This window comes from Aminobacter sp. SR38 (assembly GCF_014843375.1).
In the GTDB taxonomy this organism is placed as follows: domain Bacteria; phylum Pseudomonadota; class Alphaproteobacteria; order Rhizobiales; family Rhizobiaceae; genus Aminobacter; species Aminobacter ciceronei.
In genome coordinates, this window is record NZ_CP062112.1 from 5,392,478 (window position 1) to 5,410,880 (window position 18,403).

The window sequence follows — 18,403 nt, forward strand, 5'->3', positions numbered from 1 at the left end:
ATGGTTGGACCAGCGTTTCGGCGACCTGATCAGCGATGCAGATGGCGAGTGATGCGCCTTTCGATCCAGTCCACCAGATGTCGCAGGGTTTCGACCAGCGACAGGTAGAGCAGGGCAGCCCAGAGATAGGTCTGGAAGTCGAAGGTGCGCGAGAAGGCGCGGCGCGTCTCGCCCATCAGGTCATAGACCGTGATGATGGCGACGATGGCCGAACCCTTGATCATCAGGATGATCTCGTTGCCATATGGCCTCAACGCGACGATCAAGGCCTGAGGCAGGATGATCTTGTAGAGCGTCTGCAGCTTGGACAGGCCAAGCGCGGACGCTGCCTCCCACTGGCCCTTGCCGACGCTCTCGATCGCCCCGCGCAGGATCTCGGCCTGATAGGCGGCGGTGTTGAGGGCAAAGGCGAATACCGCACAATACCAGGCTTCGCGGAAGAAGCCCCACACGCCGATGGCCTCGAGTTGGGGCCGGAACGAGCCGAAGCCGTAGTAGATCAGGAAGGTCTGAGCGAGCAGCGGCGTGCCGCGGAAGAAATAGACATAACCGTAGGAAATCGCGTTCAGCACGCGGTTCTTCGACATGCGGGCGTAGCAGATCGGAACCGACAGGATGGCACCGAGGACGATGGATATCGCCACCAGCACAAGGGTCACACGCAGGCCCGAGAGATAGGACGGAGCATATTTGGCGAAAAGTTCGGGATTCCAGGCGCTGAACAGATAGGTGGCCAGGCCGGCGCCGAGCGCGATCCAGAGACAGACCAGGACCCAGCCAACTATGCGTTCACGCGACCAACCGCGCGGCGGTGCTGCCGGGCGCTGCACTTTCACAGTGGTTCCGTCAGTCGCGCTCATCGCTGGGCCGCCCGCTTGCCGACCCAGCGCTCGATGGCGCCGATGCCGAATGAGGAGATGATGGCGAGCGCCAGATAGATGAGGCAGGCAACGCCGAAGAACATGAAGGCTTGCTTGGTGACGCGGGCTGCGATGCTGCTCTGGCGCACGATGTCGGTCAGGCCGACGGCCGAGACCAGGGCCGTGTCCTTGAGCAGGATGAGCCAGAGATTGGACAGGCCGGGCAGGGCGATACGCACGAGCTGCGGCAGGATCACCAGCCGCATCGTCTGGCGCGGCGACAGGCCTACTGAGTAGCCGCCCTCATACTGGCCACGCGGGATGGCGCGGAAGGCCGAGAGGAAAACCTCGCTGGCGTAGGACGAGAAGACGACGCCGAGAGCAACCATGCCGGCGACGAAGCTGTTGATCTCGACAACCGCGTCGGGCCGCACCAGCCGCACGACCTGCTGGATGCCGATCTGGGCGCCGTAGAACACGAGGAACAGCGTCAGCAGTTCGGGCAAGCCGCGGAAGATGGTGGTGTAGATGTTACCGGCGAGCCGCATCGAAGGTTCGCCCGACTGCTTGGCAAGTGCAACCAGGAAGCCGATAAGCAGGCCCAGCGGCAATGTCACAAGAGCGAGCGAAACCGTGACGAGCACGCCATGAGCGAGATCGTCCCCCCATCCGTCAGGCCCGAAACTCAGAAGCGTCCACGCGCTTTGCATCGGTATGCTGCCCCCATCGGCCTCCCTTGGCGGGAGTGCCGCCGTCTTTGTAGACGGCTTGTCGTTGAGCTTATGTTAGCCAAACGGCGGGAACTTGTCCCGCCGCTTGTTCAGTTTTCACAGCATTGACGGCTCAGCTGCCGTAAGCGTCGAACTTGAAGTATTTGTCGTTGATTTCCTTGTATTTTCCGTTGGCGCGGATGGCGTCGATGGCTGCCGAGAACTGATCCGCGAGCGGGTCACCCTTGCGCACGCCGACGCCGGCGCCGTCGCCGTGGATCTCGGGCATGTTCGGGATGGTGCCGACGATCTTGCAGCAAGCGCCGTCTGCGGTTTCCAGCCAGGCACCCAAGGTCACGGCGTCGTCGCTGACCGCGTCGAGGCGGCCGTTGGCCATGTCGAGCTTGTATTCGTCAGCCGTCGGATAAGACTTGACGGTGCTGTCGGTGAAGACCTTCTCGGCGTAGTTGTAGTGAATGGTCGAGCCCTGGACGCCGATGGTCTTGCCGGCGAGGTCTTCCTTGGTCACACCCTTGATGTCGGTGTCCTTGGCGGCGGCGATCACGGCTGGCGTGTTGATGTACTTCTTGGAAAAGTCGATCTTTTCCTTGCGCTCTGGTGTGATCGACATCTGGGCGATGATGGCGTCGAACTTGCTGGCCTGGAGCGCGGGAATCATGCCGTCCCATTCCTGGGCGACGATCTCACACTTGACCTTCATCTCCTCGCAGAGCGCGTTGGCGATGTCGACGTCGAAGCCGACGAGCTTACCGTCTGATGTCAGGTTGTTGTAGGGAGGGTATGCGCCTTCAGTGGCGATCTTGATTGTCTTTTCCTGCGCCTGCGCCATACCGATGGTGAGCGCCAGGGCCGCGGTCGCAGCCAGGGCAATACGGTTGGAAATACCCATGATGTTCCTCTCTGTTCGCTTCGGCCGGTTCCCGTCCATGGCGGCCGTTGAGCGGATGAACTCCGCCGCTGGCGGCGATACTCCCACTGTTTTCAGTTAAAAATCAATCGCGAAAAGGGGTTTTGCGACGCAGGGAGCAGGTGAGCGCGGTGACGCAGCGTCAGTGCGCGGCGAGGCCTGTCCGCGCTTCGACGAAGTCGGCGATCGCCGTGATGTCGTCGATGCCGAACACAGGAAGCTGCTCGCCTTCGACCGGATGGTCGGCGGCAATGGCGACGATCGAGGGGTCTTTCGCCGAAAGCGGCGTGCGGTCCTTGGCCTCCAGCCGCCGCGCCTCGATCTTGAGATGATGCTCGCGCTTGTAGCCCTCGACCAGCACAAGGTCGCAAGGGGCGATTCGTGTGAGAACCTCATCGAGCGTCGGCTCGGTTTCGTTGCGCAATTCATGCATCAACGCCCAGCGCCGACCCGAGACGATGGCGACTTCCGTGGCGCCGGCCTCGCGATGGCGAAAGCTGTCAGCGCCCGGCTTGTCTATGTCGAAATCGTGGTGGGCATGCTTGATGGTCGAGACCCTCCAGCCGCGTCTGACCAGTTCCGTCACCAGGCGTTCGGTCAAAGTCGTCTTGCCGGAGTTCTTCCAGCCGGTGATGCCGAAAACGCGATGCGTCATCAGTCTGCCTCGTCGATGATACGCGCAGCCTGGGCAAGGTCGTCGGGCGTGTTGATGTTGAAGAACGGGTCGACTTCAACGGAACCACGTTGCGTCACCGGAAAATCCACCACGTCGAGGCCTGCCTGCTCAAGAAAAGTCATCACTCTGCGGGTATCGCCGCTTTCCAGAAACCCTGCAAGCGCCTCGCGCAGCGAAACCGGCCACAGCGCAAATGTCGGGTGCACGCGCCTGTTCGAGGCGGCTGCAACGACGCGTCCGGCGACCGCGTGCGCGGCCAGTCGCTTGCCGAGATCATCGGGGAAGAAGGGCGTGTCGCCGGCAACGCTGAGGATGTGCGTGATATCAGGCTCGACTGCCGCCCACGCCATGCCGGCCAGGACTCCCGCCAGCGGTCCCTGATAACCTGCAATCGTGTCGTTGATGATGTCGACGCCGAAGCCGACGAAACCGGCTGGGTCGGCATTGGTGTTGATGGCGATCCGACCGACCTGCGGGCGCAGGCGATCGAGCACCAGGCCGGTCAGGGGACGGCCGGCAAGCGCCAGAAGCGTCTTGTCTGCGCCGCCCATCCGGCTGGAGCGGCCGCCGGCGAGGATCAACCCTGCAATCTGCTCTGCCATGCCTAGATCCCGTCGGGTGCCATCGAAGCACTGGTGCTTTCGGCTGCCGGCCGGCCCTTGCCGACAACGCGTTCGCGATAGAGCGAATAGAGGCCGGAAGCAACGATGACGGCAGCACCCGCGATCATGGCCAGGTCGGGGATATCGCCGAAGACGAAGACGCTGAGCGAGAGCGCCCAGATCAGGGCGGTGTAGCGGAACGGCGCGATGAAGGAAATTTCGCCTTCGCGCATCGCCATGATGACGAACTGGTAGCCGAAAAGCACCAGCACCGCGGCGCCGGCAAGGAATGCGACAAGATTGACCGACATGGGCACCCAGCCGCCGAACGGCACGATGGTCAGCCCCCCGGTGGCGGTGATGATGACGGTGGTGGTGGTCGAGACGAAAAGCGACGGGATGTGCCCGGGGATTTTGCGCGTTGCCAGATCGCGCACGGCGCAGAAGGCGACCGAAAGCAGGGCCAGCAGCGAAAACGCGTTGAAGCCTTCGAACCCCGGCCGGACGATGATCAGGACGCCGCCGAAACCGGAGGCGATGGCCAGCCAGCGGCGCCAGCCGACGGCCTCGCCGAGGAAAAGGGCTGCCCCCATGGTTACCGCCAAGGGCAGCGCCTGCAGCACGGCCGAGATATTGCCCAACGGTAGATGGGGCAGGGCGGCGAGGAAGCAAACCGTGCCGCCAACCTCGCCGACAAGGCGCAGGAATACCATCGGATGCCAGTAGCTCCGGTAGCCCTTCAAGGCACCCTGCTGCCAGGCGAGAAGGCTGATCAGCGTGGTGGCGAACAGCCCGCGAACCAGCATCAGCTGGCCCGGATTGATCGTCTGGGCGGCGAGCTTACTCAACGTGTCGTTGAAGGTAAAGGCTGCCATCGCGACGACCATGAAGGTGGCGCCGCGAACATTCGAGGAAAGTGGCACGTCGGCTTTCCGTTGCTGCTGTTGCTTACGGCTTTAGCACCGGTGCGTGAAACAGCAATGCCAATCGGATGGACCAGACATGTCGATTGGCCTCACGGGCCGTTGAGGCTCTCGGCGATGGCGCTCACCAGCGGGTCGTATTTGGCCTTGGACGACACTGGGTATTTGAGCAGGAAGGCATGAATGACGCCGCCCCTGCCAAATTCGAGCCGGTGGTAGAATATGTCGTTGCCGTCGTGGCCCGACAGTACGATCCAGTCCTTGCCCAGCTTGCGGTAGGTGACCTCCACGCCCTCGGAACTCATGTCGGCAAGCTGCCTGGGCGTCTGCTCGAGCGCGTTGTTGGAACCGTAGATCGCGAGGCTCGCCCCATCCGCCGCCAGGAATGTCATGCCGTCGCCGTTCTCGGGCGGTTCGGCCTTGCTGACGAAGATTTCATGCGGAAACGTCACCGACGTGCCGAAGCGGGCATTGGTGTAGATGAATGGCTTGGCAAGTGCAGGCGCGGCCAGCACCATCGCCAGCACCATTGCGGAGAACGTCCTGGCGAACCGGTAAGCCATGCCCATTACCTCACGAGGACGTTGTCGGGTGGCGACGATAGCTGCAACTTAGCCGCCTGTCACACTGATATGGCGCGAGACGGACGGGCGATTGGTGCCGCGTCGATGATGCGCCCGATCGCCTCGTCAATGGCGTTGGACAAAAGCCCGTTGCCTTCGGAGGCGCGCAGCGGCGCCCTGAGGTCAGCCGCGTCCCGACGCTACCACAACCGCTGCAGCGCGGTCTTCACCGCATCGCGATTGTCCCGCCTCATTCGCTCGACGACCGCCTCGAATCGCCCGTCGCCGAAGATCCGTTCGCGATAGGCCGCGTAGTCGGCGAGCACCGCGCGCACCGTGTCGGCGAGTTCGCCGTAGCGCGCCCACACCACGAACGGGTGATACGCGATCGACTCGCGTAGCGGCACGTCTTCGCTGACGACGACCACACCGCACAGCAGCGCCGGCAATACGCGCAATTCCTCAAACGTGTGGTGCTGGCCGGTCTGATGCACGTTCACGAGCACGCGCGTGTCGCGGTAGAGCCTGCACAGCGCGGCGCCCGCGTAGACACCGCTGACATTGACCAGCGACAGGCGCGCCGTGTGGGCCGCTTCAAGAAACGCCGCGCGGCGCGGTTGCGCGACGTCGCCAAACAGCGTGATCGCGTCGCGCCGCCGCGTGCCTGTGGTGACGTCGGTGTCATACAGCAGCGGCGCGAGCACGATCGTCTTGGCCAGATACGCATCGAAGCCGCCGGCGCGACGCAGGTTTTCGACATTCGGCCGGCTGTAGTCGATGATCACGTCGGCCGATTCGACCACCGCGCGGTTCACCACGCGCGCGAGATAGTGCCCTTGGCCGTCCGGCAATGGCACGGCACCGGTCGGCGCGCCGTCGCTGTCGCGCCCGCCCGGCATGACCAGCGTGTGTTCCCACTGGACATCGATGCGCCGCGTGCGGTTCGCATTGCCGCAGTCGACCTCGGAGTCGCCGAACAGGAGATTGACCGGCGCGTCGCGCACGGCCAGCGTTTCGCGGAACAATGCGACACAGTACAAATAGTATTCCCGCACGAACGCCGGATACTGCGGATCGTATGCAAGCCGCGCACGTCCGACGGTTTCGACGCAGAACGCCTGCGCGCGCGGAAACACATGGCGCCACAGCGTTTGCAGCTTGCGGGCGACACGCTTCGTCAGCGTCATTGCGGAGAAGGTCGGGGCGGAGAACGTCGCGGCGAGCCGGTAAGCATGCTCATGGCCTCACGAGGACGTTGTCGGGTGGCGAAGGTCGATATCGCTCAGCCGCCTGTCACGCTCATGTGGCGGGAGACGGACGGCCGATTGGTGCGGCGGTCGATGATGAAATCGTGGCCCTTCGGCTTGCGTCCGATCGCCTCGTCGATGGCATTGGACAAGAGTTCGTTGCCTTCGGAGGCGCGCAGCGGCGCCCTGAGGTCGGCCGCGTCCTCCTGGCCGAGGCACATATAGAGCGTGCCGGTGCAGGTCAGGCGCACGCGATTGCAGCTCTCGCAGAAATTATGCGTCATCGGCGTGATGAAGCCCAGCTTTCCGCCGGTTTCAGCGACATCGACGTAACGCGCCGGTCCGCCTGTCTTGAACGGGATGTCGGTCAAGGTGAATTGCCGCTCGAGATTGGCCCTCAGCAGCGACAGCGGCAGATACTGGTCGGTGCGGTCGGCATCGATCTCGCCCATGGGCATCGTCTCTATGACCGTCAGGTCCATGCCACGGCCATTGGCCCAGCGCAGGATTTCAGGGATTTCGGTGTCGTTGAAACCCTTGAGGGCAACCGCGTTGATCTTGATGTGCAGGCCGGCCGCCTGGGCGGCATCAATGCCTTCCATCACCTTGGCGAGATGGCCCCAGCGCGTGATGGCGTGGAACTTGTCGGGATCGAGCGTGTCGAGCGAGACGTTGATGCGCTTGACGCCGCAATCGGCCAGTTCGGCAGCGAAGCGCGACAGCTGTGAGCCATTGGTGGTCAGCGTCAGCTCTTCCAGTGCGCCGCTATCGAGATGGCGCGAGAGCTGGCGAATGAGGTGCATGACGTTCTTGCGCACCAAAGGTTCGCCGCCGGTCAGGCGCAGCTTCTTGACGCCCTTTTCGACGAAGACGGTGCAAAGCCGGTCGAGCTCCTCGAGCGACAACAGGTCCTTCTTGGGCAGGAAGGCCATGTCTTCGGCCATGCAATAAGTGCAACGGAAGTCGCAGCGGTCGGTAACCGACACGCGCAGATAACTGATCGAGCGACCGAAAGGATCGATCATGTCCATGGTCTGCGCTTCCGTTTCCCGTTTCGTGGTGCCTTGGCCAGCACTGTCATATTACGGCTATGTTGTACGCTTGTGCATGTCAATCAAGATGAAAGTTTGTTGCCCCGGAGTGACTCTCCTTGGTTTGCCGTCCCGGCGCTGTCTTAGCGCTTTCCGCGACGTCCGAAGCGCAGTAGTGAATGGCATCTCATAACGGCAGGACGGATCATGACGGCACCGAAGGAATTGAGGGTCTCCAAGGACCGCAAGCTGTTGACGGTGACGTTCCCGGACCATCGCCCGTTCGAGCTTTCGGCCGAACTGCTGCGCGTGCTTTCGCCCTCCGCCGAGGTGCAGGGCCATTCGCCTGAGCAGCGGGTGACGGTGCCTGGCAAGAAGGAGGTCGCCATCCTCAAGGTCGAGCCGGTCGGCAATTATGCCGTACGCATCACCTTCGACGATTTCCACGACACCGGCATCTTCACCTGGAACTATCTGCATACGCTCGGACACGACAAGGACAAGCGCTGGCAGGAATATCTCGACGAGCTGGCGCAAAAAGGATTGAGCCGCGACCGCTGATTGTCTTTGGCCGTTCACGTTGTCTTGGGCTGTTCACATTGGCCGGCTAAGCGCATCAGCATCTAAGCAGGAAGGGGACATGATGTCGGTCATATCAACGGTCGAACAGCTTGAGGCGCTCTACGGCGTTCCAGGCGAAACCTCGCTGGTCAAGGAACTCGACCATGTCATCCCTGAATACGCCGCGTTCATCGAGGCCTCGCCCTTCGTCTCGCTGGCGACCAGCGGGCCGGAAGGGCTCGACTGTTCGCCGCGCGGCGATCTCGCCGGCTTCGTCCGCATCCACGATCCACGCACTCTGATGATGCCGGACCGCCGCGGCAACAACCGCGCCGACTCGCTGAGGAACATCATCCGCGATCCGCGCGTCGCGCTGCTGTTTCTGGTGCCGGGTTCCGGCACGACGCTGCGCGTCAATGGTCGTGCCCATATCAGCGTCGATGCGGAGCTGTGTGCGTCCTTCGCAGTCGAAGGCAAGCCGGCGCGTTCGGTGACGGTGGTCGACGTCGATGCCGTCTATTTCCAGTGTGCGCGCGCGATCGTGCGGTCGGAACTGTGGAACCCCGAGCGTCATGTCGATCCGAAGACGCTGCCAACACCGGGACAGATCCTTGCGATCACCAGTCGCGCCGGCATCGATGGCGAAACCTATGATCGTGAATGGCCGGAGCGCGCCAGGAAGTCGATGTGGTAGATCGTTGAACGGGCGGCCCGAGGCCGCGTTTTGGGCCGTCAGCGCGGCAACCGGGCTCAAAACAAAGTGATTGCGTTGGTGTAACTCAGCGGGCGTTATCGACGTATACCAGCAAAACTGCTGGAGCTGGATGGAATGACGCCCTGGACTGACCGCGCCGGAAAACTCTCGCCGCTCAAGGCTTTGGCCTTTGCCGGAACGTTGGTGCCGGCATTGCTGCTTGGCTACTACGCGGTGAAAGGCTTTCCGCAAGGCGCCGGCGCCGGCACGCTGCTCGGGCCACGGCCCTTCACCGCCGCCATCCATGAAACCGGCGATTGGGCGATCCGCTTCCTGTTGATGTCGCTGGCAGCGACGCCGCTGCGCCGCATCGGCCAATGGCCGAAGCTGATCCTCATCCGTCGCATGCTCGGCATTGCCGCGCTTGCCTACGCCATCGGTCATCTCGTGCTCTATTTCTTCGACCAGAATTGGGATGTTTTCCGTGTCGTCAGCGAGATCGCGCTTCGAATCTATCTCACCATCGGCTTCGTTGCACTGCTGGGACTTGTTGCCCTCGGGCTGACGTCGACGGACGGGGCTATCAGGAAGCTCGGGCGCAACTGGAACCGATTGCACAAGATTGTCTACGCCATCGGCATACTTGCGGCATTGCATTTTTTCATGCAGTCCAAGGCCGACGTCTACGAGCCGACGCTGTTGGCCGGCTTGTTCATGCTTCTGATGTTCTACCGCCTGGCGCATTGGCGCGGGCTCAACCTGACGTCGCCGCTGGTGCTTGTCGCGATTGCGGTCGTCGCTGCGATGTCGACGGTGATTGTCGAGGCGGCCTGGTACGGGCTGGCGACCGGCGTGCCGCCCGCTCGCGTGCTGTGGGCCAACCTGCAGTTTTCCTACACGATCCGGCCGGGCTGGTGGGTGCTGGCGACGGGCCTTGCCGCAGCGGTGCTCGGTTTCGTCAGATCGATGGGAAGGGCGGAGGCGCCGCGGGGCAGGCGGGCTGCAAGGGCTGCCGCCTGAGCGGCTATTCCTTCAGTGCGTCTGCGACGCGCAGCATGTGCGCGCCGATCAGGTCGCATTGTTCGGGCGTCGATGCGCTCATCGCCTTTTCGATCAAGGCGCCATAGGCTTTCAGCGCCCGCATCAGCAGTGCGGCGCCGTCTTCGGTCAGCGTTAGTCGCATCACCCGGCGGTCCTTGGCATCGCCCTCTCGCTTGACCAGCGCGCGCTTTTCCAGCTGCGGCAGCAGCATGGTGATGTTCGAGCGACCGACAAGCAGCTTGCGGGCCAGATCGTGCTGCGAAATGCCGGGATGGCGATAGAGATTCATCAGGACATCGAGCTGCGCCGGCTTCAGATCGTGCGGCTGCAGCGCGCTCGCCAGGGCACGCTCCATCGAGTGGCACGCCTTGGCCACGGCGACCCAGTTGCGGAACCGCGGGTTGTCCCACGGCAAATCTTGTCTATTGTTCATGATTGAACTATTATTGTTCATGATTGAACTTATGGATGGACGATCACTATGGCATCAATCGGGCTCAAGGTCATCCGGCGGCTGTTCGGTGCGGCCGAACTGGTTTCGCCACGTCTCGCCGGTCGCGCCGCATTCGAGCTTTTTCGACGAACGCCGAGCCAGCGCTCGCTGACATCGGGCGAAAGGCGCGCCATCGGCAATGCTTCGGGCTTCATGGCGGAGGCCCGTCACCATCGAATCAAGACGCAGAAAAGCTGTGTGGCGATGCACGAGTTTCGCCCTGAGGGAGCAAGCAGGGGAACAGTGCTCGTCATCCATGGCTGGCGCTCGCGCACCGAATACATGCAAGCGCTGATCGAAGGCTACAGGGATGCCGGCATGCGCGTGATCTCGCTCGACCTGCCGGGGCATGGTGGCTCGCTTGGACGCGCGCTCGACATGGCCAAGGCCGTCGAAGCGGCAACCCTTGCCGGCCAATGGTTCGGGCCGTTCGAGGCGATCGTCGGCCATTCCTTCGGCGGCGCGGTTGCCGTCAACGCTGCTGCCGGAACCGTCAAGGGGTTCGAGCCGCTTGGAGCCAAGCGGCTCGTGCTGGTGGCCGCGCCCGATTCGATGCCCAGGCTGTTCGACGATTTCGGCCGCTATCTGAACCTCGGCCCCAGGACGCAGCGCGCGATCTCGGGGCAGGTGCAGCGTGTGACCGGCACCCCAATCGGCCAGTTCGTCGGTTCCAGGCTGCTGATGCGCCTGGCCACCCCGACGCTTGTGATCCACGCCCCTGACGACAGGGAAGTGTCGGCCAACGAAGCGCGCGCCATGGCCGGCGCCGGCGGCCATGTCAGGCTGTTCTGGGCCGACGGTCTCGGTCACCGCCGCATCCTGTCGAGCGCCAAGGTCGTGGCCGAGGCGGTTGGCTTTCTCCAGGCAGCGCGCGAACTCGACACGGTCCACTAGGCAGTCGTTGGCGCCATGCGGATCGCCAGGGCTCAGCCCTGGCCCTCCAGCGCGGCCCTCAGCATGTCGTAGGTCGGCGCCAGTTCGCGCAGCGATGCCGCTGCTTCGCCATCCTTGCCGGCGACCAGGGGGTATTGCAGCGCGCCGATGAGCCGGGCCTGTCGTCCCGCAATCCGAGCCGCCTCGACATATCCCGCGCGTTCCAGGCAGGTCGCGGCGTCTGTCGCGCGGCGAGCGCCTGCCCGGACAGCGAAATGGATCATGTGGCCACGAAGGTCGTAGCCGCAACCACGCTCGATCAGCCGCGCCAGCGCTTCGGCGGCGGCGGCGTTGCCCGAGCTTCCCGCCGGCATGTCGTGCTCACCCGCCATCGACAGCCAGCGGATCGCCGAAGGGATCGACGCCCTGATCATGTCCACTTCGGCGACGTCGGCGGTCCGCCTGAAGGCGGTGCGCATCGTATACGGCGTGCCGTAGATCAGCGTTTTTGCGCTCCAGGCGGCCATGAAGTCGGCGAGGGGCAGGCGGGCATAGGGATAGCCCTGCGGATCGTGCATCAGGATGCTCTCGTCGTCGACTTCGAGCGCCACGACGTAATGATCGGCCTCAATCGGGCCGCGCATGCGTGGCTGATGCCTGAGATGCCCCATCTCGACGGGACCGATCCAGACCGGGCCGACGGCCAATGCCGCCTTGAGGCGCGCCAGGGCCTCTTCGGCTTCTCCCCCTTGCGTGACATCACATGTCCAGCCGAGCGCTGAAAGCGCGACTTCGAAACCTTTCTCCGGGTCCCAGCCATAGGGGTCGAAGAAGGGCAACGTGCCGCCGATCAACTGCATGCCGAACGGGCCGCCAATGGCCACCTCGATGACGGCGGTCGACGGTCCATCGGCGCCGAACATCATGGCGAAGGAATTGGCATAGCAATACGGGCCCGAGCCCGTGTAGGCAAAGTGCGTCATGTCTGGACCTCTTGTCAGATGAGGGGATAGGCGACGTCGAAACGGGCGCCTTGGGTTCCGGGATAGGTTTCGCAGGGGCTGCCGGCGCAACTCAGCTCGCTCCGCGCGTCGAGCCACGCTTCAAGGGCGTCGTACACGTGCATGACGCGGGGAAAATTCTCATAGGCCTTGGGAACCGGCAGATAGACCTCGCGCCGCGCTGGCTGCAGTCTGATGAGCAGGTCGCCTGCCGGCTCGAGCTTTCCCGCGCAGGCGATGGCGACCTCGACGAGACCCTCACTGTCGCGGCTGACAAGGTCGTGAAAATGCACGCTCATCAATCCGTCGCAAGCCGATCCCGAGGCGCGCAAATGTGTCCGGATGTCGGCTTCGGCTGCGACGATGAAATCGTCCAGCCCTTCGACGCCGATCTGGCGCTGTCGCGACACGACCTTTGCGGCCGGTACCTCACGCAGGCCGATCGTCGCCATCAATGCCGGTTCGCCGCCTTCGGCTTGCCGGGAAAGCGCGCGCACGAGTTCGGCCTGGTCGGCAAGCCTGTCGTTCTGCGCGCTTAGCCAGCTTTGCAGTTCTACGACGCGTGCTTCCGGTGTGAGCTCCAGCAGCTGCGTGACGCGGGCGATCGGCAGCCCCAGCTGGCGCAGCCGCGAGATCAGGCGCGCCCGTGGCGCCTGCGCGGAGGCATAATAGCGATAGCCGGTCTGCGGATCGACGTGGACCGGCACCAGCAGGCCTTGCTCGGCATAGAGCCGCAATGCCTTTGGCGACAGCCGCGTGGCGGCCCCGAAACGGCCGGCGAGGAGATAGGAATCGGTCATAACGCCGTGTCTAGGGCTGGCCCCAGGGGCGAGGTCAAGCGCGCGATTTGCTGTCGTCGCCGCCCGCCGATCAGCCCTTCTTGTTGCCTGGCTCTACAGGCAGGCCCGCCGCGCGCCACGCAGTGAACCCGCCAAGGATGTGCCGGACCGGCTCCAGCCCCATCTCCTGCGCGGTCTTGGCGGCGAGCGCCGAGCGCCAGCCGCCGGCGCAGAAGAAGACGAAGTTCTTGCCGCTGGAAAAGAACGGCTTGTGATAGGGGCTGTCGGGGTCAATCCAGAATTCGAGCATGCCGCGCGGGCAATGCTGGACGCCCGAAATCCTGCCTTCGCGCTCGACCTCACGCGGATCGCGCAGGTCGACGAAGATGGTCTCGGTGTCGTCGAGCAGGGTTGCCGCTTCCTCGGGCGACACCACCTCGACCACTGCATTGGCCTCGTCGAGCAGTTCCCTGTAGCCCTTCTTCACCTTGCCCTCGCGTCAATTCGGCTCAAATGCAGCTTGCAAGGCCAAGTGATCGCATGAAGCGGCGAGGCTGTCATCGCCGATGAATTGTGCCACCTGCCGGCTTGTCTCACGATGATGTGAAACTGTTCGGCAACAGCTGCCGGGAAATTTATGAAAGCTTAACGTTATCGGTATGAATCGAGAGAGCAGCGCCTTACATCAGCCATTTGTGGACAGGAATTCTTCCACCGGCGCATGGCGATTCCAGAGCAATTTCCGGGCAGGGATGGTGTCTTTATGAAATTTTCTCTCCTGAGCAGGCCGATCTCGCTTCCGCTGGCTGCATTGGCTGCGACAGTGGCGCTTGGCGCGCCGCAGGCTGGTGCTCAGAACTTCTTCGACATCCTGTTCGGTGGTGGCAACCGCGCCCCGCGCCAGCAGCAGGGCGAATTTCCGCCGGCTCCGGTGCAGAAGAAGCGGGCACCCGTAGCGGCGGCCAAGATCAGCGCGCCGTCCTATTATACCTACAAGACTGACGCGATGGTGACGGTCGACTTTGCCAAGCTGATCGCCGGCACGCAGTCGGTTTCGCTGGAGCCGTCGCTTGCCGGTACGGCGTTCCGCGAGGCGCTGGCCGGGCTCGATGCCTTCGACCTTGTTGCCGAAAAGGACATCGCCAAAGGGCTGCTCGACTACTATACGGCCAATCCCGATTTCATCTGGGTCACCGGCCAGACCGCCAACAGCCGCGCCGAAGAGGCGATCAGGACGTTGAGCGACGCCGCCAGCCACGGGCTGATGCCGGCCGACTATGCGGTCTCCGTGCCCCCGGCAGCCTATGCGCTTGACGACACCGTCGGCCGGATGAAGACGCTCATCCGTTTCGAGATGGCGATGTCGGCACGCGTGTTGCGCTACGTGCATGATGCACAAGGCGGCCGCATCGATCCGAACCGCATCTCCGGCTACTATGATTTCGCCGCCAAGCCGCTCGACATGGCCGGCGTGCTGAAGAGCCTCAGCCAGTCGAATGACGCGCGGGCCTTGCTTGAGGCATTCCATCCGCAGAATCCCGAATACAAGGCGTTGCGCGTCGAACTCGAGGCGCTCAAGGCGAGCGAGGAAAACGACATCGTCGTTGATGCCAAGCTTTTGCTGAAGCCCGGCGAGACCAGCCCGGAGCTGCCCAAGCTGCTGCATCTCATCGCCCGCGACCTCGACGATGAGATGGGTGGCGAATTCGGCGAAACGCTGGCTAGGCTCGGCAGCAGCGAAATCTATACACCCGAACTGGTGCCGGTCATCGAGGCGGTGCAGAAGCGTGCCGGGCTCAAGGCCGACGGCGTCGTCGGCCCGCGCACGGTGGCAACCCTTGCCGGCACGTCGAAGGCAGATCGCCTCGACAAGGTCGTCGTCGCGCTCGAACAGCTGCGCTGGCTGCCATCCGAGCTCGGCAGCCCACGCGTCTTCATCAACCAGCCGGCCTATACCGCGAGCTACATCGACGGCGGCACGGAAAAGCTCAAGATGCGGACGGTGATCGGCAAGACCAGCAACCAGACCAGCTTCTTCCAGGACGAAATCGAGCAGGTCGACTACAACCCGTATTGGGGCGTGCCGCAGTCAATCATCGTCAACGAGATGCTGCCGCGCCTGCGCAACGATCCCAGCTATCTCGACCGCGCCGGTTACGAAGTCACCGATTCGCGCGGCCAGCGCATTCCGTCGTCGGCGATCAATTGGGGCCAGTATGGCTCGAAGGTGCCCTACAGCGTGCGCCAGGCGCCGAGCGAGGCCAATGCGCTGGGCGAGCTCAAGATTCTGTTCCCCAACAAGCACGCCATCTACATGCACGACACCCCGCAAAAGGCGCTGTTCGACCGCGACAACCGGGCCTTCAGCCATGGCTGCATCCGCCTGGCCGATCCGCGCGGCATGGCCGCCGCAGTGCTTGGCACCGACGTAGATCACATCGCGGCCAAGCTGAAGCAGGGCCATTCCTTCGAGAAAGTGACCCGCAAGATCCCGGTGTACGTCGCCTATTTCACCGCCTGGCCTGATCTCGACGGCAAGGTCGAGTATTTCGGCGACGTCTATGATCGCGACGCCAGGCTCAAGGACGCCATGGCTCGTACAGATGCGGCGAGGGCACCGAGCATCTGATCTGCTGCATGCAGGCTCAGGACAAGGTCCGGGTCAGCCGAGCATCTGTTCAGCCAGGCGTCCGGATTGCCGGTCCTGCGCGCCCATCGGAATGATGGCGCGGCGGGGAAAGTGCAGGATCCTCCACAACAGCCGCCGGATTTCGCGGATTGCCTTTTCGGATCGCGTCAGCCGCACTTTCGGTCGCGGCAGACGCGGTGTCGCCAACCGTTCCGGCTCGAGGTCGCTCGGCAGCGTGGTCGCCTGGTCGGGCAGGAACATTTCCTGGATGCTGATGGCGGGCGACAATTGCCAGCAGGGCGTCTCGTGCCTGGTCATGTCGAAGAGAAAATCGTCCACCGGGCGGTCGATCCTGCTGGCCTGCGTCACCAATTGCGCGGCCAGGCGCCTGGAGATGGCATAGGTGGCAGCGCCGTTGTGGAAGCTGTACAGCGGCAACAGGCGGTGTGTCTTGATCTTGCCGCCACGCCGGCCGACCAACACGGGATTCAGCGTCGTTTCGAGCTTGATCAGGTCGACGCCTGCAGGAATCCACGCGTCGTCGCTCAGAAAATCGGCGGCATCCCGGCTGAAATAGACATCGTCTTCGAGCACGACCGCATGTCTGTCGCTGCCTTCGGCAATCCGTCGCCACACGGCGATATGGCTCATGAAGCAGGCAACCTCGCCCGGCGACCAATTGTGATGATTGCGCAGGACCAACCGGTTGATGATGTCGTCATCAAGTGCGGTTTTGTCGATGGCGCTGAAGCGCTCGAAGCCCAGGCCCATGCGGCGGAAGGCCGTGGTCATCCAGCCCAGCCGTCCAGTCTCCCTTTCAAGGTTGATGACGAAGCACCGCATCGGATATTTTCCCGCTCGCCTGCTGATCGCAGAACGGTCGGTGCCGGTCAATTCGATGCAGTTTCTTCAGGCGGGAACACCCGGTTCTGGCTTTCGAGCCAGTAATACATCCGGACGTAGTTTTGATAGGCCAAGTGCTTCGCATCCTCATCTGCCGTCCCTGTCGCCTTCGAAATCCCATGCGGGCCGATGTAATAATACTCCTCTCCCATCGCGGCCAACGGCACATGGTGCGCGGGCGCTTGCTCAAAAATCGAAAATCCCATGAAGGCGTTCCTGGCGTCCTGCAACGAAAGCAAGTGCAGCAGCGTGGGGGCGAAGTCGACCGACGTGCGATAGTCGGCGTCGAAGGTCGCCGGCAGAGCCAATCCGCTGTGATGAATGATCAAAGGGATGCGGTCGACGAAATAGGCTTGGTAGTCGTCCCCCTGCAGGGCCTTTACCACTGCGGGTTCAGGATAGGTCGCATGATCGGTAGTGATGATCAGGATCGTATTGTCGGAAAAGCTCGAGCTCTGAAAGTAGTCCAGGAATTTTCCAAGCTGCGCATCGAAATTGTGCATCCTGTTCAGCGCGGGGTTATCACCGCTGCCATAGGTCACGCCGGCGCTGTCGGAATCCAGGAACGCATGGGTGCCGACATTGTAGGTCGCAACGAAGAACGGCTGCTTGTTGCCGCTTAAGGCTTGTTTCTCCAGGAAGCCTTTCAGGCCCGAAAATATCTCCGCGTCGGCTGCGTCAGACGTGCCGGAACTGAGTGCTGCGGGTCTGCCACCCAAAAGTTCAGGGAGCGTCTCCACGGCGTAGACGGTGTCAAAGCCGAGCGATCGCAGCATGGCGTTGAAACTGGCGCCCTGCGGGCTGGAGGACAGAAATGCCGTCTTGTAGCCTCGGTCCAGCAGGATGTCTGGTATCGTCCGGTAGTTGATGCTGGTGAGCAGCGCTGTGTTGTTTTCCCCTTCGGCTTCCCAGCCGCCGCTTTCAGCGCCGCCATTCCTCGGATATCCGGAAACCAGCTGTCCCTGGATTCCTCGATAGGTTGCCGCAGTGTGGCTGAAGTAGTTGTAGACAGTCATTGAACGCGCGGCAAAGCGGTCGATGTTGGGCATCAATCCCTGATGCTTGCCGCCATAGGTTCCCAGAAAGCGGGCAGACAGCCCTTCGGCAAAGACCACGATAATGTTGGGCCTGTCTGACGCCGATTGTGCCGCGCCAAACGACAAAGGGCTGGAATAGGCCTGATCCCGCAACAGAGGGTAGTGCTCGTTGATCGGCAGGCTGATGCCTTGCCGATCCAGCGTGTCGGCCATGTCAGAGAGGTTGTTGCGGGCCCTGCGCAGATCGCGAAATTTGCGGGCAAGAGATGTGGCCGGAGCCATATCCGGACGGAGATCGAGGGTTCTTTCGGTGAAGGAAGAGCTGTCGAACATGCCGGCAAAGAGCAGGCAGGCAAGTGTCGCGGCGAAAACGAAGCTCTTTCCGGGCCGGTGGAGCGCCGCTTGCTTGCGCGCCTTGAGGGCGAACAACGAAAGGCAGATCCAGCTTCCGAAGCCAAGGGCTGCGATGACGAAGAACAGGGGCTTTGCCGCATACTGGCTGCCGTCGGTGTGGTTTTCCAACGCCAGAACGGAGATGTAGTGCCCCGACAGATAGGCGGAAAATCCCTGCACCAGATAGATCAGCATCACCAGCAGGGGCACGGCGAGAGAGACGAACAACGCCGGCAAGGCCACCCAGCCGCTGCGCTGGGCATGCAAGGCAACAAGTCCCAGCACGTAAAAGAACGCGAGCTCGATCGCCGGCAGCAAGATTGTGGTGACGTCGACGGTGAATGCCGGATTCCGCTCTCGCAGGGCAATCAGCAGGAGGGCGAGATACAAAACGTAGATAACCACGAAATAGAGCTCGTAGCTTCGCTTCAAAAGAATATCTGTAAATTTCATCTGCAG

General features: G+C 62.8%; 20 protein-coding genes and 1 pseudogene. 5 read left to right on the top strand and 16 right to left on the bottom strand.

Features of this window, described 5'->3' with window-relative positions; genetic code table 11:
- Nucleotides 1–29: 29 nt before the first annotated feature.
- The 10 genes and pseudogenes from IG197_RS26375 to moaA form a co-directional block, all read right to left on the bottom strand.
- The gene (locus tag IG197_RS26375; RefSeq protein ID WP_067961223.1) at nucleotides 30–860 is read right to left on the bottom strand and encodes an ABC transporter permease; all 831 of its coding nucleotides are present in this window, start codon (nucleotides 858–860) and stop codon (nucleotides 30–32) included.
- Nucleotides 857–1,570 (bottom strand): ABC transporter permease, encoded by a 714-nt coding sequence (locus IG197_RS26380; RefSeq protein ID WP_182573938.1) that lies wholly within the window; start codon nucleotides 1,568–1,570, stop codon nucleotides 857–859. The genes IG197_RS26375 and IG197_RS26380 overlap by 4 nt, the downstream gene beginning before the upstream one ends.
- 133 nt (nucleotides 1,571–1,703) lie before the next feature.
- Nucleotides 1,704–2,480 (bottom strand): ABC transporter substrate-binding protein, encoded by a 777-nt coding sequence (locus IG197_RS26385; protein ID WP_192315842.1) that lies wholly within the window; start codon nucleotides 2,478–2,480, stop codon nucleotides 1,704–1,706.
- Between the two features lie 160 nt (nucleotides 2,481–2,640).
- On the bottom strand, nucleotides 2,641–3,153 hold the full coding sequence (gene mobB, locus IG197_RS26390; RefSeq protein ID WP_192315844.1) for a molybdopterin-guanine dinucleotide biosynthesis protein B: 513 nt from the start codon (nucleotides 3,151–3,153) through the stop codon (nucleotides 2,641–2,643).
- Nucleotides 3,153–3,776 (bottom strand): molybdenum cofactor guanylyltransferase MobA, encoded by a 624-nt coding sequence (gene mobA, locus IG197_RS26395; protein ID WP_192315846.1) that lies wholly within the window; start codon nucleotides 3,774–3,776, stop codon nucleotides 3,153–3,155. Before mobA ends, mobB begins: the two co-directional genes overlap by 1 nt.
- A 2-nt stretch (nucleotides 3,777–3,778) precedes the next feature.
- Nucleotides 3,779–4,699, bottom strand: coding sequence for a DMT family transporter (locus IG197_RS26400; RefSeq protein WP_192315848.1), 921 nt, complete (start codon nucleotides 4,697–4,699; stop codon nucleotides 3,779–3,781).
- A 92-nt stretch (nucleotides 4,700–4,791) separates the two neighbouring features.
- Nucleotides 4,792–5,262, bottom strand: a complete 471-nt coding sequence (locus IG197_RS26405; RefSeq protein ID WP_246340640.1) for a hypothetical protein — start codon at nucleotides 5,260–5,262, stop codon at nucleotides 4,792–4,794.
- 48 nt (nucleotides 5,263–5,310) lie between these two features.
- A pseudogene (locus IG197_RS36330) lies at nucleotides 5,311–5,462 on the bottom strand (GTP 3',8-cyclase MoaA); the annotation flags it as partial.
- Nucleotides 5,463–6,449, bottom strand: coding sequence for a hypothetical protein (locus IG197_RS26410; RefSeq protein WP_192315850.1), 987 nt, complete (start codon nucleotides 6,447–6,449; stop codon nucleotides 5,463–5,465). It abuts the pseudogene before it with no gap.
- A gap of 95 nt (nucleotides 6,450–6,544) precedes the next feature.
- Nucleotides 6,545–7,540, bottom strand: a complete 996-nt coding sequence (gene moaA, locus IG197_RS26415) for a GTP 3',8-cyclase MoaA (protein ID WP_067961254.1) — start codon at nucleotides 7,538–7,540, stop codon at nucleotides 6,545–6,547.
- 207 nt (nucleotides 7,541–7,747) lie between these two features.
- Between moaA and IG197_RS26420 the strand changes: the two genes are divergently transcribed.
- From IG197_RS26420 to IG197_RS26430, 3 genes are all read left to right on the top strand, one after another.
- The gene (locus tag IG197_RS26420; protein WP_067961257.1) at nucleotides 7,748–8,101 is read left to right on the top strand and encodes a gamma-butyrobetaine hydroxylase-like domain-containing protein; all 354 of its coding nucleotides are present in this window, start codon (nucleotides 7,748–7,750) and stop codon (nucleotides 8,099–8,101) included.
- Between the two features lie 82 nt (nucleotides 8,102–8,183).
- Nucleotides 8,184–8,795 (top strand): pyridoxamine 5'-phosphate oxidase family protein, encoded by a 612-nt coding sequence (locus tag IG197_RS26425; protein ID WP_067966405.1) that lies wholly within the window; start codon nucleotides 8,184–8,186, stop codon nucleotides 8,793–8,795.
- A gap of 135 nt (nucleotides 8,796–8,930) precedes the next feature.
- Entirely contained in the window at nucleotides 8,931–9,815 is an 885-nt protein-coding gene (locus tag IG197_RS26430; RefSeq protein WP_192315852.1) for a sulfite oxidase heme-binding subunit YedZ, read from the top strand.
- A gap of 4 nt (nucleotides 9,816–9,819) precedes the next feature.
- Here the strand turns inward: IG197_RS26430 and IG197_RS26435 are convergent, their stop codons facing one another.
- Complete coding sequence (locus tag IG197_RS26435) at nucleotides 9,820–10,269, bottom strand: MarR family winged helix-turn-helix transcriptional regulator (protein WP_067961264.1); 450 nt, start codon at nucleotides 10,267–10,269, stop codon at nucleotides 9,820–9,822.
- Between the two features lie 48 nt (nucleotides 10,270–10,317).
- On the opposite strand from IG197_RS26435, the gene IG197_RS26440 reads away from it, so the two are divergent.
- A complete protein-coding gene (locus IG197_RS26440) occupies nucleotides 10,318–11,223 on the top strand; it encodes an alpha/beta hydrolase (protein WP_067961269.1) in 906 nt (301 codons plus the stop codon).
- A 32-nt stretch (nucleotides 11,224–11,255) separates the two neighbouring features.
- On the opposite strand, the gene IG197_RS26445 is transcribed toward IG197_RS26440, so the two are convergent.
- From IG197_RS26445 to IG197_RS26455, 3 genes are all read right to left on the bottom strand, one after another.
- Complete coding sequence (locus IG197_RS26445) at nucleotides 11,256–12,185, bottom strand: hypothetical protein (protein WP_192315854.1); 930 nt, start codon at nucleotides 12,183–12,185, stop codon at nucleotides 11,256–11,258.
- 14 nt (nucleotides 12,186–12,199) lie between these two features.
- Nucleotides 12,200–13,003: a MerR family transcriptional regulator gene (locus IG197_RS26450; RefSeq protein ID WP_192315856.1), complete on the bottom strand. Its 804-nt coding sequence runs from the start codon at nucleotides 13,001–13,003 to the stop codon at nucleotides 12,200–12,202.
- Between the two features lie 70 nt (nucleotides 13,004–13,073).
- Nucleotides 13,074–13,469 carry a rhodanese-like domain-containing protein gene (locus IG197_RS26455; protein ID WP_192315858.1) on the bottom strand — a complete coding sequence of 132 codons (396 nt, stop codon included), beginning with the start codon at nucleotides 13,467–13,469 and terminating at the stop codon, nucleotides 13,074–13,076.
- 276 nt (nucleotides 13,470–13,745) lie between these two features.
- Between IG197_RS26455 and IG197_RS26460 the strand changes: the two genes are divergently transcribed.
- Nucleotides 13,746–15,611, top strand: a complete 1,866-nt coding sequence (locus tag IG197_RS26460) for a murein L,D-transpeptidase (protein WP_067966408.1) — start codon at nucleotides 13,746–13,748, stop codon at nucleotides 15,609–15,611.
- Nucleotides 15,612–15,644: 33 nt separating this feature from the next.
- Here IG197_RS26460 and IG197_RS26465 read toward each other — a convergent pair whose 3' ends face one another.
- The gene (locus IG197_RS26465; RefSeq protein ID WP_192315860.1) at nucleotides 15,645–16,454 is read right to left on the bottom strand and encodes a glycosyltransferase family 25 protein; all 810 of its coding nucleotides are present in this window, start codon (nucleotides 16,452–16,454) and stop codon (nucleotides 15,645–15,647) included.
- Between the two features lie 47 nt (nucleotides 16,455–16,501).
- Nucleotides 16,502–18,397 carry an LTA synthase family protein gene (locus tag IG197_RS26470; RefSeq protein ID WP_192315862.1) on the bottom strand — a complete coding sequence of 632 codons (1,896 nt, stop codon included), beginning with the start codon at nucleotides 18,395–18,397 and terminating at the stop codon, nucleotides 16,502–16,504.
- Between the last annotated feature and the right edge of the window lie 6 nt (nucleotides 18,398–18,403).

Excerpts from the sequence above, each read along its gene's own strand:
- IG197_RS26375 (WP_067961223.1), bottom strand. The coding sequence starts at position 860 with ATGAGCGCGACTGACGGAACCACTGTGAAAGTGCAGCGCCCGGCAGCA.
- IG197_RS26380 (WP_182573938.1), bottom strand. The coding sequence starts at position 1,570 with ATGCAAAGCGCGTGGACGCTTCTGAGTTTCGGGCCTGACGGATGGGGG.
- IG197_RS26385 (WP_192315842.1), bottom strand. The coding sequence starts at position 2,480 with ATGGGTATTTCCAACCGTATTGCCCTGGCTGCGACCGCGGCCCTGGCG.
- mobB (WP_192315844.1), bottom strand. The coding sequence starts at position 3,153 with ATGACGCATCGCGTTTTCGGCATCACCGGCTGGAAGAACTCCGGCAAG.
- mobA (WP_192315846.1), bottom strand. The coding sequence starts at position 3,776 with ATGGCAGAGCAGATTGCAGGGTTGATCCTCGCCGGCGGCCGCTCCAGC.
- IG197_RS26405 (WP_246340640.1), bottom strand. The coding sequence starts at position 5,262 with ATGGCTTACCGGTTCGCCAGGACGTTCTCCGCAATGGTGCTGGCGATG.
- IG197_RS26410 (WP_192315850.1), bottom strand. The coding sequence starts at position 6,449 with ATGACGCTGACGAAGCGTGTCGCCCGCAAGCTGCAAACGCTGTGGCGC.
- moaA (WP_067961254.1), bottom strand. The coding sequence starts at position 7,540 with ATGGACATGATCGATCCTTTCGGTCGCTCGATCAGTTATCTGCGCGTG.
- IG197_RS26420 (WP_067961257.1), top strand. The coding sequence starts at position 7,748 with ATGACGGCACCGAAGGAATTGAGGGTCTCCAAGGACCGCAAGCTGTTG.
- IG197_RS26425 (WP_067966405.1), top strand. The coding sequence starts at position 8,184 with ATGTCGGTCATATCAACGGTCGAACAGCTTGAGGCGCTCTACGGCGTT.
- IG197_RS26430 (WP_192315852.1), top strand. The coding sequence starts at position 8,931 with ATGACGCCCTGGACTGACCGCGCCGGAAAACTCTCGCCGCTCAAGGCT.
- IG197_RS26435 (WP_067961264.1), bottom strand. The coding sequence starts at position 10,269 with ATGAACAATAGACAAGATTTGCCGTGGGACAACCCGCGGTTCCGCAAC.
- IG197_RS26440 (WP_067961269.1), top strand. The coding sequence starts at position 10,318 with ATGGCATCAATCGGGCTCAAGGTCATCCGGCGGCTGTTCGGTGCGGCC.
- IG197_RS26445 (WP_192315854.1), bottom strand. The coding sequence starts at position 12,185 with ATGACGCACTTTGCCTACACGGGCTCGGGCCCGTATTGCTATGCCAAT.
- IG197_RS26450 (WP_192315856.1), bottom strand. The coding sequence starts at position 13,003 with ATGACCGATTCCTATCTCCTCGCCGGCCGTTTCGGGGCCGCCACGCGG.
- IG197_RS26460 (WP_067966408.1), top strand. The coding sequence starts at position 13,746 with ATGAAATTTTCTCTCCTGAGCAGGCCGATCTCGCTTCCGCTGGCTGCA.
- IG197_RS26465 (WP_192315860.1), bottom strand. The coding sequence starts at position 16,454 with ATGCGGTGCTTCGTCATCAACCTTGAAAGGGAGACTGGACGGCTGGGC.
- IG197_RS26470 (WP_192315862.1), bottom strand. The coding sequence starts at position 18,397 with ATGAAATTTACAGATATTCTTTTGAAGCGAAGCTACGAGCTCTATTTC.